At 51.4% G+C, this 13763-nt stretch carries 23 protein-coding genes and 1 tRNA gene; 22 read left to right on the top strand and 2 right to left on the bottom strand.

Annotated features, from left to right (window positions below; translation table 11 throughout):
• Nucleotides 1–108 precede the first annotated feature (108 nt).
• From WG31_RS01755 to WG31_RS01665, 19 genes are all read left to right on the top strand, one after another.
• Nucleotides 109–963 carry a hypothetical protein gene (locus WG31_RS01755; protein WP_063353437.1) on the top strand — a complete coding sequence of 285 codons (855 nt, stop codon included), beginning with the start codon at nucleotides 109–111 and terminating at the stop codon, nucleotides 961–963.
• Complete coding sequence (locus WG31_RS01750; protein ID WP_063353436.1) at nucleotides 963–1199, top strand: hypothetical protein; 237 nt, start codon at nucleotides 963–965, stop codon at nucleotides 1197–1199. The genes WG31_RS01755 and WG31_RS01750 overlap by 1 nt, the downstream gene beginning before the upstream one ends.
• Nucleotides 1200–1276: 77 nt before the next feature.
• On the top strand, nucleotides 1277–1588 hold the full coding sequence (locus WG31_RS01745) for a hypothetical protein (protein WP_157884467.1): 312 nt from the start codon (nucleotides 1277–1279) through the stop codon (nucleotides 1586–1588).
• The gene (locus WG31_RS01740; RefSeq protein WP_063353434.1) at nucleotides 1585–2046 is read left to right on the top strand and encodes a hypothetical protein; all 462 of its coding nucleotides are present in this window, start codon (nucleotides 1585–1587) and stop codon (nucleotides 2044–2046) included. Before WG31_RS01745 ends, WG31_RS01740 begins: the two co-directional genes overlap by 4 nt.
• 1 nt (nucleotide 2047) lies before the next feature.
• Nucleotides 2048–2926, top strand: coding sequence for a phage recombination protein Bet (gene bet, locus WG31_RS01735; RefSeq protein ID WP_063353433.1), 879 nt, complete (start codon nucleotides 2048–2050; stop codon nucleotides 2924–2926).
• The gene (locus WG31_RS01730) at nucleotides 2923–3513 is read left to right on the top strand and encodes a 3'-5' exonuclease (protein WP_063353432.1); all 591 of its coding nucleotides are present in this window, start codon (nucleotides 2923–2925) and stop codon (nucleotides 3511–3513) included. Before bet ends, WG31_RS01730 begins: the two co-directional genes overlap by 4 nt.
• Nucleotides 3510–3875, top strand: coding sequence for a hypothetical protein (locus WG31_RS01725; RefSeq protein WP_063353431.1), 366 nt, complete (start codon nucleotides 3510–3512; stop codon nucleotides 3873–3875). Before WG31_RS01730 ends, WG31_RS01725 begins: the two co-directional genes overlap by 4 nt.
• Nucleotides 3872–4174 carry a DUF6874 family protein gene (locus tag WG31_RS01720; protein ID WP_063353430.1) on the top strand — a complete coding sequence of 101 codons (303 nt, stop codon included), beginning with the start codon at nucleotides 3872–3874 and terminating at the stop codon, nucleotides 4172–4174. The genes WG31_RS01725 and WG31_RS01720 overlap by 4 nt, the downstream gene beginning before the upstream one ends.
• A complete protein-coding gene (locus WG31_RS01715; protein WP_063353429.1) occupies nucleotides 4171–4476 on the top strand; it encodes a hypothetical protein in 306 nt (101 codons plus the stop codon). Before WG31_RS01720 ends, WG31_RS01715 begins: the two co-directional genes overlap by 4 nt.
• Nucleotides 4473–4757: a hypothetical protein gene (locus WG31_RS01710; RefSeq protein ID WP_063353428.1), complete on the top strand. Its 285-nt coding sequence runs from the start codon at nucleotides 4473–4475 to the stop codon at nucleotides 4755–4757. Before WG31_RS01715 ends, WG31_RS01710 begins: the two co-directional genes overlap by 4 nt.
• Nucleotides 4754–4942, top strand: a complete 189-nt coding sequence (locus WG31_RS01705) for a hypothetical protein (RefSeq protein WP_063353427.1) — start codon at nucleotides 4754–4756, stop codon at nucleotides 4940–4942. The genes WG31_RS01710 and WG31_RS01705 overlap by 4 nt, the downstream gene beginning before the upstream one ends.
• Nucleotides 4939–5415 carry a hypothetical protein gene (locus WG31_RS01700; RefSeq protein ID WP_063353426.1) on the top strand — a complete coding sequence of 159 codons (477 nt, stop codon included), beginning with the start codon at nucleotides 4939–4941 and terminating at the stop codon, nucleotides 5413–5415. The genes WG31_RS01705 and WG31_RS01700 overlap by 4 nt, the downstream gene beginning before the upstream one ends.
• Complete coding sequence (locus WG31_RS01695; protein WP_063353425.1) at nucleotides 5412–5696, top strand: hypothetical protein; 285 nt, start codon at nucleotides 5412–5414, stop codon at nucleotides 5694–5696. The genes WG31_RS01700 and WG31_RS01695 overlap by 4 nt, the downstream gene beginning before the upstream one ends.
• Nucleotides 5693–6058, top strand: coding sequence for a hypothetical protein (locus tag WG31_RS01690; RefSeq protein WP_157884466.1), 366 nt, complete (start codon nucleotides 5693–5695; stop codon nucleotides 6056–6058). Before WG31_RS01695 ends, WG31_RS01690 begins: the two co-directional genes overlap by 4 nt.
• Nucleotides 6055–6423 (top strand): hypothetical protein, encoded by a 369-nt coding sequence (locus tag WG31_RS01685; protein ID WP_063353423.1) that lies wholly within the window; start codon nucleotides 6055–6057, stop codon nucleotides 6421–6423. Before WG31_RS01690 ends, WG31_RS01685 begins: the two co-directional genes overlap by 4 nt.
• A gap of 94 nt (nucleotides 6424–6517) precedes the next feature.
• Nucleotides 6518–6862: a hypothetical protein gene (locus WG31_RS01680; RefSeq protein ID WP_154971686.1), complete on the top strand. Its 345-nt coding sequence runs from the start codon at nucleotides 6518–6520 to the stop codon at nucleotides 6860–6862.
• On the top strand, nucleotides 6862–7101 hold the full coding sequence (locus tag WG31_RS01675) for a hypothetical protein (RefSeq protein WP_063353421.1): 240 nt from the start codon (nucleotides 6862–6864) through the stop codon (nucleotides 7099–7101). Before WG31_RS01680 ends, WG31_RS01675 begins: the two co-directional genes overlap by 1 nt.
• Nucleotides 7094–7459 carry a DUF551 domain-containing protein gene (locus tag WG31_RS16235; RefSeq protein WP_063353420.1) on the top strand — a complete coding sequence of 122 codons (366 nt, stop codon included), beginning with the start codon at nucleotides 7094–7096 and terminating at the stop codon, nucleotides 7457–7459. Before WG31_RS01675 ends, WG31_RS16235 begins: the two co-directional genes overlap by 8 nt.
• 393 nt (nucleotides 7460–7852) lie before the next feature.
• Complete coding sequence (locus WG31_RS01665; protein ID WP_238703918.1) at nucleotides 7853–8755, top strand: site-specific integrase; 903 nt, start codon at nucleotides 7853–7855, stop codon at nucleotides 8753–8755.
• A gap of 130 nt (nucleotides 8756–8885) precedes the next feature.
• Here the strand turns inward: WG31_RS01665 and WG31_RS01660 are convergent.
• Nucleotides 8886–8960 (bottom strand) — tRNA-Val (locus WG31_RS01660).
• 68 nt (nucleotides 8961–9028) lie between these two features.
• On the opposite strand from WG31_RS01660, the gene WG31_RS01655 reads away from it, so the two are divergent.
• The 3 genes from WG31_RS01655 to WG31_RS01645 all read left to right on the top strand — a co-directional run bounded on the left by WG31_RS01655 (nucleotide 9029) and on the right by WG31_RS01645 (nucleotide 12724).
• Nucleotides 9029–9955, top strand: coding sequence for an N-formylglutamate amidohydrolase (locus WG31_RS01655; protein WP_063353418.1), 927 nt, complete (start codon nucleotides 9029–9031; stop codon nucleotides 9953–9955).
• A 105-nt stretch (nucleotides 9956–10060) separates the two neighbouring features.
• Nucleotides 10061–11938 carry a molecular chaperone HtpG gene (gene htpG, locus WG31_RS01650; RefSeq protein WP_063353417.1) on the top strand — a complete coding sequence of 626 codons (1878 nt, stop codon included), beginning with the start codon at nucleotides 10061–10063 and terminating at the stop codon, nucleotides 11936–11938.
• A 258-nt stretch (nucleotides 11939–12196) separates the two neighbouring features.
• Nucleotides 12197–12724 carry a DUF2501 domain-containing protein gene (locus WG31_RS01645; RefSeq protein ID WP_006116880.1) on the top strand — a complete coding sequence of 176 codons (528 nt, stop codon included), beginning with the start codon at nucleotides 12197–12199 and terminating at the stop codon, nucleotides 12722–12724.
• 76 nt (nucleotides 12725–12800) lie between these two features.
• On the opposite strand, the gene mazG is transcribed toward WG31_RS01645, so the two are convergent.
• The gene (mazG, locus tag WG31_RS01640; protein WP_063354828.1) at nucleotides 12801–13715 is read right to left on the bottom strand and encodes a nucleoside triphosphate pyrophosphohydrolase; all 915 of its coding nucleotides are present in this window, start codon (nucleotides 13713–13715) and stop codon (nucleotides 12801–12803) included.
• Nucleotides 13716–13763 lie beyond the last annotated feature (48 nt).

Raw genomic sequence — 13763 nt, 5'->3', positions numbered from 1 at the left:
TCTCCAATCTAAAAATATAAGAAAGTATCCAAAAAGGATATTTTCTTATTGACGACCCGGTATCCGTTGTGGATACTAACCCCATCACAACCCGAAAGGTGATGGGCGATGGAACAGACACAGACGGTCGAGCAGAAGGCTCCCGAAGAAACAAACAAGGCAATGATTACGCTGACGATGCTTCGCAAGTGGGGAGCATGTCAGGATGGAAAATCATGGTTTAGCGATAAATTCCCGCAGGGCGCAGAATACGGCGAAACGCTGACCGCGCTTTATGCCGATAAACGCTACGGAGATGCTCGCTGGTTATCCAGTAAGGTTTTTGACAAGGCATTTTCTTCGGAAATTATCGCGTCTGATATCAATGCCATTATCAAATTGACGGAAGACGCTGAGATAGATGCCAACTCCAGCGGCGACAATGCCCAGATTGGCTCCAGCGGCAACTATGCCCAGATTGGCTCCAGCGGCTACAATGCCCGGATTGGCTCCAGCGGCGACAATGCCCAGATTGGCTCCAGCGGCAACTATGCCCAGATTGGCTCCAGCGGCGACGATGCCCAGATTGGCTCCAGCGGCAACTATGCCCAGATTGGCTCCAGCGGCTACAATGCCCGGATTGGCTCCAGTGGCGACGATGCCCAGATTGGCTCCAGCGGCGACGATGCCCAGATTGGCTCCAGCGGCAACTATGCCCAGATTGGCTCCAGCGGCTACAATGCCCGGATTGGCTCCAGTGGCGACGATGCCCGGATTGACGCATCGGGAGAAAACTCCGTTGTTGCATCAGCGGGAATTAACTCCCGTGTGAAGCTCGGAGAAAACGGATCAGCCTGCATTGCATGGTATGATGGAAAGCGCACGCGCTTTACGGCAATATATGTAGGCGAGGACGGCATTAAATCAGGAATTTGGTACAAGATTGATGCTAGCGGCAAAGTTGTTGACGCGGAGGCCGCATAATGTCCGGGACACTCCATAAAGATGGCATCCCCGAACGCATCGGAAGCGGTGCGCGGGATGTATGCGACTGGTTGCAGTTTACGGCGCTGGGGCAGTTGTTCTGTCTGGCTGTGTTTTTTTACGGCCTGTTCGCGCTCATCGTTCTCACGGAGCCGGGCCGCAAAATTGCTGAATACCTGATCGAGCTGGTCGTCATGATCGGATGCAATCTGTTCGGCGCGCCCTACCCCTGCTGATGCCGCAATGTTTCCCGCTGTCCGCAGCGGGTTGCATGGCCGCATTGGCCGAATGTTTCTCCATATAGGAGCGAGTAATGTCACAATCAATGACAATGGGTGGTTACCCAGATGGGATGCAGTTTGGCCGTTCTGCGCCAGCTAGGAGCCCGTATAATACTGATGGATATACAGAAACAGAGTGCTCAGCGCTCGAAGATCAGACCGCACTAGAGGCGTGGCAAGAAAAGTTGGACGCCCTGGTCAAAGAGGGCCGCAATCTTATGGGGTGCGGCCTGCATTTCTCAAAAGAATTGCCCACATTTGGTGATATTTTGAATGAAATGGAGGGATTTTCAGGAGAGCTGGATAAGCACGATTTGGCTTTCCTGATCGAGAAACAGCCATGACTGATCCCGTATTTGCAGCCCTCAACAGAGCACACGCTGAATATATGCGTGCAGCCATGCAGGCATGGAATGATCAAATCACCGCTTCTAGAGCGCCCGGCGCAAATGCAGATGCCTGCGCCCTTGAGGCTATTGGGGCGGCTGAGGATTTGGTGCGCAAAGCAAAAATGGCAGCAGAACTTTTGCGTTCTGAACTTGCCAAGACAATGCAGCAGGATGGGGTAACCGGATTTCAATCGGAGAACTGGAAGGCAAGCCTGCGCGAGCGTTTGCCGGAACCAATAGTCACGGATGAAAAGGCGCTTCAAACCGCCCATCCCGAACTTTGGAAGTCCCAGCCGGATAAGTTCCAAACCACAGAAATGAAGAAACTGGCCCGGAAACAGGATTTGCCCGGTGTCACAATGAGCAATGGCGGCGCTCCCGTTTTGGTTGTTAGCGCCCGGAAGGATGGTTGAAATGAGTAATGCTATCGAATTGCATCAGGAAAAAGAGCGCGAACTGATCCATATTTTGAAGGACAGCCTATATCCGGGTGCCGCAGATGACAGCGTTAGAATGGTCATTGGATACTGCCGCGCCGCATCTTTAGATGTCATGAAAAAGCCGGTCCATATCGTGCCGATGTGGGACAACAAAGCGAAGGCAATGCGCGATGTTGTCATGCCGGGTATCGCTCTTTACCGCATAGAAGCATCCAGAACCGGCGAATACATCGGAAAGAGTGAGCCTGAATTTGGCCCGCTCATCACCACAGAACTTGGAGGGGTGCGCGTAAGGTTCCCAGAATGGTGCCGCATGACAGTGCGCCGTCTTGTTCATGGCCGGGAATGCGAGTTTACAGCCAAGGAATACTGGCTCGAGAACTATGCAACTGCCAAAAAGGATACAGACGCGCCTAACGCAATGTGGAAAAAGCGGGCTTTCGGCCAGTTGGCAAAATGTGCTGAAGCGCAGGCCTTGCGCATGGCGTTCCCAGAGCAGACAGGCGGGACGAATACAGATGATGAAATGGACGGAAAGGCTCTGGGCCCAGTTGTTGATGTCACACCTCAGCATAGCCGCATTACAGAGCAAAAGACACCAACGCCAGTTAAGAACAAAAACACCACTATAGATTACCGCTCTTTTGTATCTAAGCGCCTACAGGACTGCATTGACGCGAACAATGTGGAAAATGAATGGAACCTATGGCGCGGAGAAGTTCAGAAGTGCGCCGACCAAGGATACCCTATTCCCGAAGACGTACAATCCGACGTGCAGGACATGATCGCCGCCAAACGCGCAGAGTTTGCGCAGGAACATGTCGCTGCGCCGGTTGATAAGGTACCGGCATGATCCTCTTTTTTGATACGGAGACTACAGGCCTTCCCGACCGGTACACTCCCCTCAATTCCGACCGGCAGCCGCATTGCGTGCAGATTGCGGCCCTGCTGACGGGAGAGGATGGTAGAGAACGCGCAAGCCTGAACCTGATCGTTCATCCTGATGGATGGACGATACCGGAAGCCGCAGCAAAGGTTCATGGTATCACAACAGAAATGGCGCAGCGTTGCGGTGTGCGTGAAGCAATAGCCGCAGCAGCCTTCTATGATCTGACTAAAAAGGCCGATCTGCTTGTCGCGCACAATATCAAATTCGATGTGCAGATCATCGACATTATGTTTGCGCGTGTGCCGCGTGGCTGGCGTCTGCTGGGCGAGAAGTTCTGCACGATGGATGCTGCCGCCCCGCTGGTGAACCTGCCGCCGACAGAACGCATGATCGCTGCTGGCATCGACAAACCCAAAGCACCGAAACTGGAAGAATGCATTAAGCACTTCTTTAATGAAGAACTCAAAGGCGCGCACGATGCCATGGTAGACGTTCGGGCATGCGCTCGTCTGTTCTTCCATCTGCGTGATGTAGAAGGAGCCGCAGCATGACCAGCAAAAAACTAAAAATCCTCGGCCCCTACACGCCAGAGCATGAAGGGCCGTATGTGTGGGTTGAACATACACCTACGGTATGCACGGTGCATGCTGTGGTGCGAGACCTTGCATTTATTACAGCAGATGGACGGAGTTTTCCGTTTTTAACTGCTCGTTCAAATATACGGAATGCCGAGGAAGTTCCCGAAGCGCGTGAGTTTTGGATTAATGAGTATCGCTGTGGAGATGGATCAATAAGTGCTTCTCGCCCACGCGAAACAGAATGCGAGGCGGCGCGTGAATGTCAGGAATTACCTAATTGGGATTGGGTGAGAACAATCCACGTCCGCGAAGTCCTGCCGGGAGAAGGCGAATGATTGTGAAATTTGACGCCACAGAGCAAGAAATCGCAGATGTAAATGCGATTGTGGGCCGCATAGTTCCTAAAATTTGCACTGCCACCGGACGAGATTTAGAAAACGTTTTATTATCTACGAGGATGGATTTAATCGCTACGCATGCAAACGGCTGTCCAATGGATTTTGCACGCATGAGAAAAGCCGACGATTTCAACATTCTGCATGACGTTGTGGGTATCAAAAATCACCTAAACCGAAAAACGGGGCGTCTTGAAAGGATGTTTCTCCCTCGTTTTGCGAAAGGAGCTGGCGAATGACCACTCCCCTCAAAATTGTTGGACATATTGCGCCCAAGCAGGCGGAAAAAGCTGAAAAAGGTATTGGTGGTCGCATTGGCTTACATCCATGCGGCACTGGCGGCAAACGATACACTGTGGAATTGACGCGCCTTTCTTCCGCCCTCGCCGCCCTCGCCCAGCGTGATGCAGAGATTGCGCGGTTGCGGGAGTATTACGAGGCATCTGAGGAAATTAACCAGGTTGGTATTTTGGGAGCAACACCTGAAATGTTCGACCGTGAAAACATCGCCCGCAAAGCCCTGAAAGATCCAGAAGCATGAGCGAGAATCTGAAAGCGTTAACTCTACCTGAAGTCATGACGAACGACATTGAGCAGGCGCTTGGCCTTACGTGCTGCCAGTGCGGACAATATGCCCATGCCTTCAGGCTGAGAGGTGAAGATATCTGGCCAAATCCGGAGAGTGAGCAGGCAACAATTATTTTCAAAGTTTTGAAAAATGTTTTGTCAGGTATGACTTTTGATGAGGCATTTGCAAAAATGCACAATGATGCTGTTTCCGCGCAGGATAGCGGGAGCACCCGCGCAGGAGAGAAGGCGTGAATATTGTAAAAGTTCACATAGCCCTCCCAGAGAAAGGGGCGGCTAAAATTGCCCACATAAATCTGGATAATGTGTGCGCAATACAAAAATTATCCCTCTCGACGCAGATCGTATTTATCGGTGGCTGGACAATACTGGTTGATGAGAAACCAGAACAAATTGGTGAAAAGGTAAAATACTCATGACCGCCCCCACAAACTGGCCTGACCCAAATCGCCCCGGTGTGCCGATGTTTCCTGAGCGGGATGGGTGGCATGTTCTGGAAAATAAAAGAAGAAAATCTCTAAAATTAGTTTTTTGGGATCATCAACAGGAGCATTACTGTACAAAGATTGGCTATCTCACGCCACTAGAAATAGTCAGTATGGACTGGGGATATTATGCTCCAGCCCTTACCCCTGCGCAGATAAACGAGATGCTAGCGGCGGAACGGAAGCGCATTGGGCGTGCTGCCTTCGGTAATGGATATCTTATCGCCTGTTGCAATATTCACAATATGCACAACGAGCCAAGCATTGCTGCTGATATTCTGTCGCAAGCAGATATCACCATATCCGAAGTTATGGCAATGGATTTATCAGAATATGACGCGTCTGCATTAGAGGAAATTAGAGCTGCAAGAAGCAACGATCCAATACTGAAAGATCCAGAAGCATGAGCGAGAATCTGAAAGCGTTAACTCTACCTGAAGTCATGACGCAAGACATTGAGCAGGCGCTTGGCCTTATGTGCTTCCAGTGCGGACGATATGCCCATGCCTTCAGGCTGAGAGGTGAAGATATCTGGCCAAAAGCGGAGAGTGAGCAGGCAACAATTATTTTCAAAGTTTTGAAAAATGTTTTGTCAGGTATGACTTTTGATGAGGCATTTGCAAAAATGCACAATGATGCTGTTTCCGCGCAGGATAGCGGGAGCACCCGCGCAGGAGAGAAGTCGTGAATATGTATTATGTGATCGACCTGCGGGAGAAGATGAATAAAAACCCGTACATTACTTTCTGGCGTCCGAATGATGCTGGTTATTGCTACCCTGTCCCATGGGCTGGTGAATATACAGAAGCACGAATCATTGAAGGCGGTCACTACTACACATGCCGCCGATTTCAGGAAAAAACTAGAGACTACACGGGTATTTGGGAGCGCATTGCCGTTCGAACTGACTTGATAAAGCCTTTCTGCATTGACCCCGCTTATGGGCTGATTGATGGGAATGTTGGCCCAGTCATTGCAAACACAGGAAAAATTCGGACAGCCCTGCGGCGTCTCCGTTTTGCCCTGCCCGAAGAAAGTTCCGCAGCATGACCGACATTACCAACTGGCCCGACCCAAATAGCCCCGGTGTGCCGATGTTTCCTGAGCGGGATGGGTGGCATGTCATGGAGGGTAGAGTAGCGGGCCAGACCGCCCTCACTCATTGGAACGGCAGAGAGTGGGGCGGCGGAGAACAGGTGCGCGCACTCAATACATCGCCAGAATGGTACCGATACGTTGGCCCCGTCCTTACCCCCACGCAGATAAACGAGATGTTGGCGGCAGAGCGGGAGCGCATCAAAAGCATGGTTGCTCGCGCGTGTGAGGGAAACATCATCACAGCCTCACAACGGGATATGCTTATCGCGGGCATAGACTCAGAAACGGCCATCCGCAACCTAGGAGCCGCATCATGACATTCACCCATAAATGCCCATACTGCCTTAGGAAAAGTCTTACCTTTTACAAAGGGTTTTGCGCATGCACATCATGCAGAAAGGTATGGAATCTATGAGAACGAGAGAGGAGCAGATTAACGAACTCGTTGACGCACTAAAAAAGTCTGTGTGTCGCCCAGATTATTCCGTAGAAATCCTAAAAATGTGGATAGAATCACATATCAGAGAAGCAGAACTACGCATACGAACGGAGATCGGGCGCGATAGTGAGCGGTTGGATTTTCTGGGTAGCGGCTGTTGCGATGTGCGGTTTAGAGCAGAGCCAATCGCAGACACCGGAGATGCAGATACCTATTGCGATATTATAGAGCACTACATGGCCGATCCAAAAGAACGCGTTATCGGTAGTGCTGAAACAATCCGGGCAGCCATCGACGCAGCGCGGGAGGTGGGGTGATGGGAAATCCTGACCTATTTGGTTTCAAAAAACCCAGAGCACCACGCCGTTTTTTGGCTCATATGATTGATGTGGGGATTGGTGATTGCATTCCCCACGACAGAAATATGGCGCAGATTGCACAGTTCAAATGCCATAAATGCGGATGGGAAAGTGATTGGGTGTGGATGAAAAACGTCACATCCGTAAAGCGTGGCATCCCTTGTGAAAACTGCAATCAGGAAAATAAAAATGACTGACCCACGGATTGAGGCGGCTGCGCGAGCTCTGTGTATTGCAAGTAGGAACGATCCAGATGATTTAGTCTGGATCACTACAGAGCCGGGTGTGCAAGAGCCGTATGGCTCTCGGTGGACCGCTCGCTATCACGAAGCAGAGGAAGCCCTCGCAGCAGCAGACGCGGCGGCTTGGATTAAAATTAGTGATCGCCTGCCGGGTGACGGGCAGGAAGTCCTAATATCAACGCGCGATAGAATTATAATCAATGACAAATTTAACTTAGATGATGAGGGGGGCTACTTTGGCTGTGCGGATAATGAGGACGTAACCCACTGGCAACCCCTGCCCGCTCCACCGACAGGAGGCGGGAATGGGTGAAGCACTGCCTGATCTTATGACCACCAAAGATGTGCTGACGCGCCTTAACGGCAGAATTGGTCGCACTCGGCTTCTGGAGCATCTTCGGAGGCACCCTGAATATAATGGTGGCCCCACGCACAGACGATGGGGGAAAAAGTTTGTTTTCTCCCCTGATGATTATCAAAGACTTATCGAGAGTATGGAATGTCCCTCAAGCTCGTCACGTTCTCCCACGCGAAAAACTTTTTTATCAGGGGGACGGTCGGGGGTAAGCGAATACTGGAAAGTACGGGCACAACAAACCGCCGCCTCGCAGAAGAATACCGGACAAAAAGAGAGGCAGAGTTCTGGCAGGAAAAACTCTATGGAACCCGTGCTGTCATAACTTTCGCCGATGCAGCCACGGCATATATGAAAGATGCGCCACGTTCAGCAGCAACAGGGCGTTATGTAGATAAGCTCGTGGAATACTTTGGAGATACCAAACTTTCCAGCATTAATAATGCCTCACTTCGAGGTGCATATGCCAAAATATTGAAGGATGCAGAAAAGTCAGCCCCATCCACAAAGAAGCGAGCGGTCAGAACGCCATTACAGGCAATCCTAGAGTTTGGGGCAATACAAGGCTGGTGCGATCGACCGGCCTTTGCGCCAATCTCCGTACCGACCACCATTAAGCGTTTTCTGTTGCCCGAGCAGGCAACGGCGCTAGTCCAGCATGCCGCACCACATTTGCAGCCATTATTCGTTTTTCTGCTGGGGACTGGGTGCCGTCTATCAGAGGCGCTGGATCTACAATGGAAAGATGTCAACCTACACGGGGCACGTGCCGTTGTCTGGCAAAAGCAAGGTCGGCAGAGACACGTTGATTTATGCCCAGCCGTTATCTGCTGGCTATCATCTATAGAGTTACGGGACGGTTATGTATTCAGGCCCGAGAAAAAAACCGTGCATGGGATCATAACGGGGGAACGTTACCACGATTCTGGACGCCAGTATGGAGGCCAGATTAAAAACGGATGGGCAGGAGCTTGCCAACGTGCCGGTTTGCCTGGGCGAATTCGGGAATGGACTCCAAAAGGGCAGAATAAGGCAAAGCGGGCCTTCGTGCCGGAGTTTACACCCCATGATCTGCGACACACATGGGCGTCATGGCATTACTGCGTGCATAAGGATCTGCTTCTACTGAAATCAGATGGTGACTGGAGCAGCATCAATACCGTGACGATATATGCCAAACTCATGCCGCCAGTGTATCGGGAAGATATTATCAGGTGGTGGCGGGATGGCCCGCGCATCATTCCGAGCCCATAAAACCAATAACCAATGCGTAACCACACACCGTAAAATAACATGCGCAAAAGCGGTTTATTGTGTACCAATTTGGATTGGTGGAGTTGTATGGATTTTTTGAAAAATCCGCAGAAAACTGCCGGTCAACAGATGGTGGGCGCAACAGGGATTGAACCTGTGACCCCTACCATGTCAAGATAGTGCTCTACCGCTGAGCTATGCGCCCATCTGTAACCGTGGGCCGCCTTTTATCCTTCTTGCGTGGCAAACGCAACCCCTTAGAATAGCGGCAACATGAAAAATCTTGCCCACTCCCTGCTGCCTCGCCATTTAGCACGTTTGCTGGAAAACGCACCACAGACAGATTTGCCAGATCAGGCAGGCCGGGCCATCTCCCCTGCTCCGTTTAAGGTGCAAGGTACCGTGGGCGCGCCTATTGTGCTGGCTTCTCCGCATTCCGGGCAGTTTTATCCAGAAACCTTTGTGCAAAATGCCCGTCAGCCACTTTCTGTCTTACGTAGTGGAGAGGATAGCCATATTCACCTTTTGGCAGAACAGGCACACGCGCTAGGGCCTGCTTTGCTGCATGCTACCTTCCCTCGTGTGTTTTGCGATGTAAATCGTGGCGCGTGGGATCTCGATACCCGCATGTTTCACGGCCCCATTCCCGCTTTTGTGCGCCCTACAGAGCGTGGTCTTGCTGGCCTTGGCTCCATTCCGCGCATCGTAGGTAACAGAAAACCCATTTACTGGCACCGTCTGCCCTTTATGGAAGCTGCCTTGCGCATCCGCCATTACTGGATGCCTTACCACGCAGCATTGGCCGATATGCTGGAAAAAACACGCGTAAAACACGGCATCTGCCTGCTGCTAGACTTACATTCCATGCCCGATATGCCAGAAACTGCCTGCCCAGACTTTGTATTGGGCGATGCCCACGGCACCACATGCCACCCGGATATTATCAGCGCAGCCGAACAAACCTTGCAGAATTTGGGCTTTCGTACCACGCGCAACCAGCCTTATGCAGGCGGATATATCACTCGCCATTACGGCAGACCGCAGCAAAACCTACATGCCCTGCAAATTGAAATGCGTAGAAGCCTGTACATGGATGAAGAAACCCACATCTGCCACGCAGGCTTTGCTCCGCTCTCCAACGCATTGGCGCGTGTTACAGAAAAACTGTTGAAGCTCTTTCCCGCATCTCACGGTTTATAGAAAAGAAGCATGCGCATTATCTCACGGAGTGGATATTGAAAATGCGGCTTAACCACCACATCTGATAATCACATAAAAGCAAACAATGCATTACAGGACGTAAACATGACAGAAACAACCCAGAACACCACACCCAATGCCGAAACGCGGGAGTTTAGTGCAGAAGTTGGGCGGATGCTGGATCTGGTTGTCCACTCTCTCTATTCTGAAAGAGAAATTTTCCTGCGCGAACTGGTGGCCAACGCGGCAGACGCCACAGACCGCAGACGCTTTGAAGCCCTGACAGATGGTGCCCGCGCCCTGCCAGAAGATGCCAAAATTCACATTAACCCTGACAAAGATGCGCGCCTGTTAACCATTACCGATGATGGTTCAGGCATGACCAAGGAAGAATTGATTAACAACCTTGGCACCATTGCACGCTCTGGCACCCGTGCTTTTGGCCAGCAGCTTGAAAACGCAAAACCCGAAGATCGCCCCAGCCTGATTGGTCAGTTTGGCGTAGGCTTTTATGCAGCCTTTATGGTGGCGGATAAAGTGGATGTGGTTTCTCGCCGTGCCGGATCTGATGAAGCATGGCGCTGGACTTCTGATGGGCGTGGATCTTACACACTGGAACCCGCCACGCGGGACAAGCCGGGCACAGATATTACCCTGCACATCAAGTCTGACGCTGAAGAGTTTCTGGATCCTACCCGTCTGCAAACTGTTATCCGCAAATGGTCGGACAATATTGCATGGCCTGTTACCATTCTGCATGATGGCAAAGAAGAAACAGCCAACGAAGGCAAGGCCCTTTGGCTAAAACCCAAAAGTGACATTACAGAAGAACAGCTAGAAGAATTCTACCGCCATCTCACCCATAATTTTGATAAACCGTGGGATACGTTGCATTGGCGCGCAGAAGGCACCATTGAATTTGCAGCCCTGCTGTTTATCCCTTCCATGCGGCCTTTTGAATTTGCGGAACAAACGCGTGAAAGCAAGCTGCGCCTGCATGTGCGCCGCATGTTTATTACCGATGAAGCCGAAATTCTGCCGCCATGGCTGCGCTTTGTGCAGGGTGTTGTAGATACGGAAGATCTGCCGCTTAACGTCTCGCGCGAAATGTTGCAGGCCACACCTGTTCTGGCCCGTATCCGCAAGGCTGTTACAAGTAAGGTGATGGGTGAGCTCAAAACCCGCGCCAAAGATGCCGAAAACTATGCAGCATTTTGGGAAAACTTTGGCCCAGTTCTGAAAGAAGGCATGTGGGATGATCCCGCACACCGTACAGAAGTTGCCGCACTCAGCCGCTTCCGTTCCAGCGCCGTGGATGGTCTGACATCTCTGGATGAGTATGTCAGCCGCATGAAGCCAGAACAGGATGCCATCTACTACGTAACGGGTGACAGCGCAGAAGTGCTGGCAGCATCTCCTCAGATTGAAGGCTTCAAGGCGCGCGGTGTGGAAGTGCTGCTGTTGTCTGACCCAGTGGATTCCTTCTGGCCGGATCGTCTGGGCACGTATGAGGGCAAAACCCTGCGCAACGTGGCACAGGGTATGACTGATCTGGAAAAATTTGGCGCGCCAGAAGAAACATCAGCCGAAAAAGCAGATATGGAAACTCTGATTCCAGTTCTGAAGGACGCACTAGGGCAAGATGTTTCAGACGTATGCGCCACAGACCGTCTGGTTTCCAGCGCAATGGTGTTGAGTGCGCCAGAAGGTGGGCCTGATCTACAATTACGCAAGCTCATGCAACGCAGTGGGCAGAGCATGCCAGAAGCTGCACCCATTCTGGAACTCAACCCGGCTCATCCTATCGTGCACACGCTGGCGCAAAAGGTAAAAGCGGGGGAAAAAGTAGATACTCTGGCCCATATCCTGCTGGATGTTGCCAGTATCCAGAATGGTGAGACACCCAAGGATGTAAATGCCTTTTCTCGCCGTCTGATGGAATATCTGGCACAGGATGCAAAGCCTGAGGCCCCAAAAGCCTGAGGCCCGGCTTCACAAAATATTTATATGCTTCAGAAAGGCCCGGTTCTGCCGGGCCTTTCCTTTTTACAGCACAAACTTTTCAAAAACATCATGACAGCAACGCCACGGAAATATCTGGTGGATGACACTCAAAAAGAACTTTTCCCGCTCTGGTACATTCTAGTGGGCAGAACCCGCTATTGAGCTTTTATTACAAAAAGATAGCGGCACTTTTTGAATAAGACCTGTTGTATGGAAAATTTTGAAAGGGCTATCTAAATGTTCTCCACCAAAAAAACAATAATGGCTGCAAGCTGTATTCTGGGGCTAAGCGCCGCAAGCATGGCACAAGCACAGGACATGCCTTCTCATCTTCCAGCAGGCACCACATTTCCAGCCACTCCTGCCGGTTCCCTTCCGGTAACAGATCCTGCTCATCCGGCTTCTGCCCCTACTAATGGTGCGCAGGTTGTGGGCAATGTCTCGGGCACCTCTACCACCTCCACTCCCGGCGTTTTGGGAGAAGGCGGCCTGCCATCAATAGAAAACGCAAGCACCGGAAATGTGGCGGGACTGCTTTCCTATTGCGTGCATAAAAATTATGCCTCTGGCACCACACCACGCAGCGTTGCACGCAATCTTTCCAAACGGCCTGATGTACGAAACGATCAAGGTTACTCTTTGGGCGGGCAAGGGCTACTGCAAAACAGCACTTCCAAACCCTTTGATATTGCCACGCTTGACCTTTCCAAGCGCGTAAAGCTGTGCAGTGACCTCACAAAAAAAGGCCAAAGCCTGACAGACTAATACTCTATAATGCACGGGGCATGCCGTAACAGGCTGCCCCACATGAGGGATATACCAAGCCCACCCGCGGCAGGCATTATTTTTTGTTTTCTGCTTCTAATTTTTTGACACTTTCCCAAATATCATCAAGCACTTCTACGCTTTGGTCAGACATAGAAAGCCCCTGCTCTGCCAGAACAGCCTCTACCCCTTCAAACCTACGGGTGAATTTGTCACACGCTTGACGCAAGCAGGCTTCCGGGTCCAGCTTTAGCCGCCGTGCCAAACTGGCAATAGAAAACAAAACATCGCCAAGCTCATCCTGCATGCGTTCACGGTTGCCAGCTTTCAGTTCAACAGAAAACTCTTCAATTTCCTCATGAACCTTGGCCACTACGCCAGAAATATCTGGCCAATCAAACCCCACACGGGCAGCCCGCGCAGCCAATTTGGAAGCGCGCAATAATGCAGGCAATGCTGGCGGCACACCGGCCAAGGCTCCTGGCACTGCTGCCCCTCTGCCATTCTTCTGCCCGGCATTGCGGCGGCGTTCCTGCTCTTTTAGCATTTCCCACTGGCCGGGAATGTCCTGTTTTGGCTTAGGAGAATCAGTTACGGTTTGATCTTCCAGCACATCGGCACCAAACACCACATGCGGGTGGCGGCGGATCATCTTTTCCGTAATCATGCGTGCTACGGTTGCAAAATCAAACTGCCCTTCTTCCTGTGCAAGCTGGGCCTGATACACCACCTGTAACAGCAGATCTCCCAGTTCATCGGGAAACGCATTCCAATCCTGTTTTTGTATGGCATCCAGCACTTCATACGCCTCTTCAATGGCATAGGGAGCTATGGTTTCATGCGTTTGCTCTCTATCCCACGGGCAGCCTTCCTTGGGGTCTCGCAAGCGGGCCATAAGGGCGAGCAGACGTTGCAGTTCGTATGCGGCCTGTTGGCTGCTGCCCTGTTTTGCGGTTTCTGCCGGTTGCCTTGGCGTAGGTGAAGTGACCATGCTTGTTTCTGCCTTTGGTTTGCATACATACACCGCAGCCCGGTGCAA

The organism is Acetobacter oryzifermentans (genome assembly GCF_001628715.1).
Lineage (GTDB): Bacteria > Pseudomonadota > Alphaproteobacteria > Acetobacterales > Acetobacteraceae > Acetobacter > Acetobacter oryzifermentans.
This window is presented reverse-complemented; position numbering and strand designations above follow the sequence as displayed.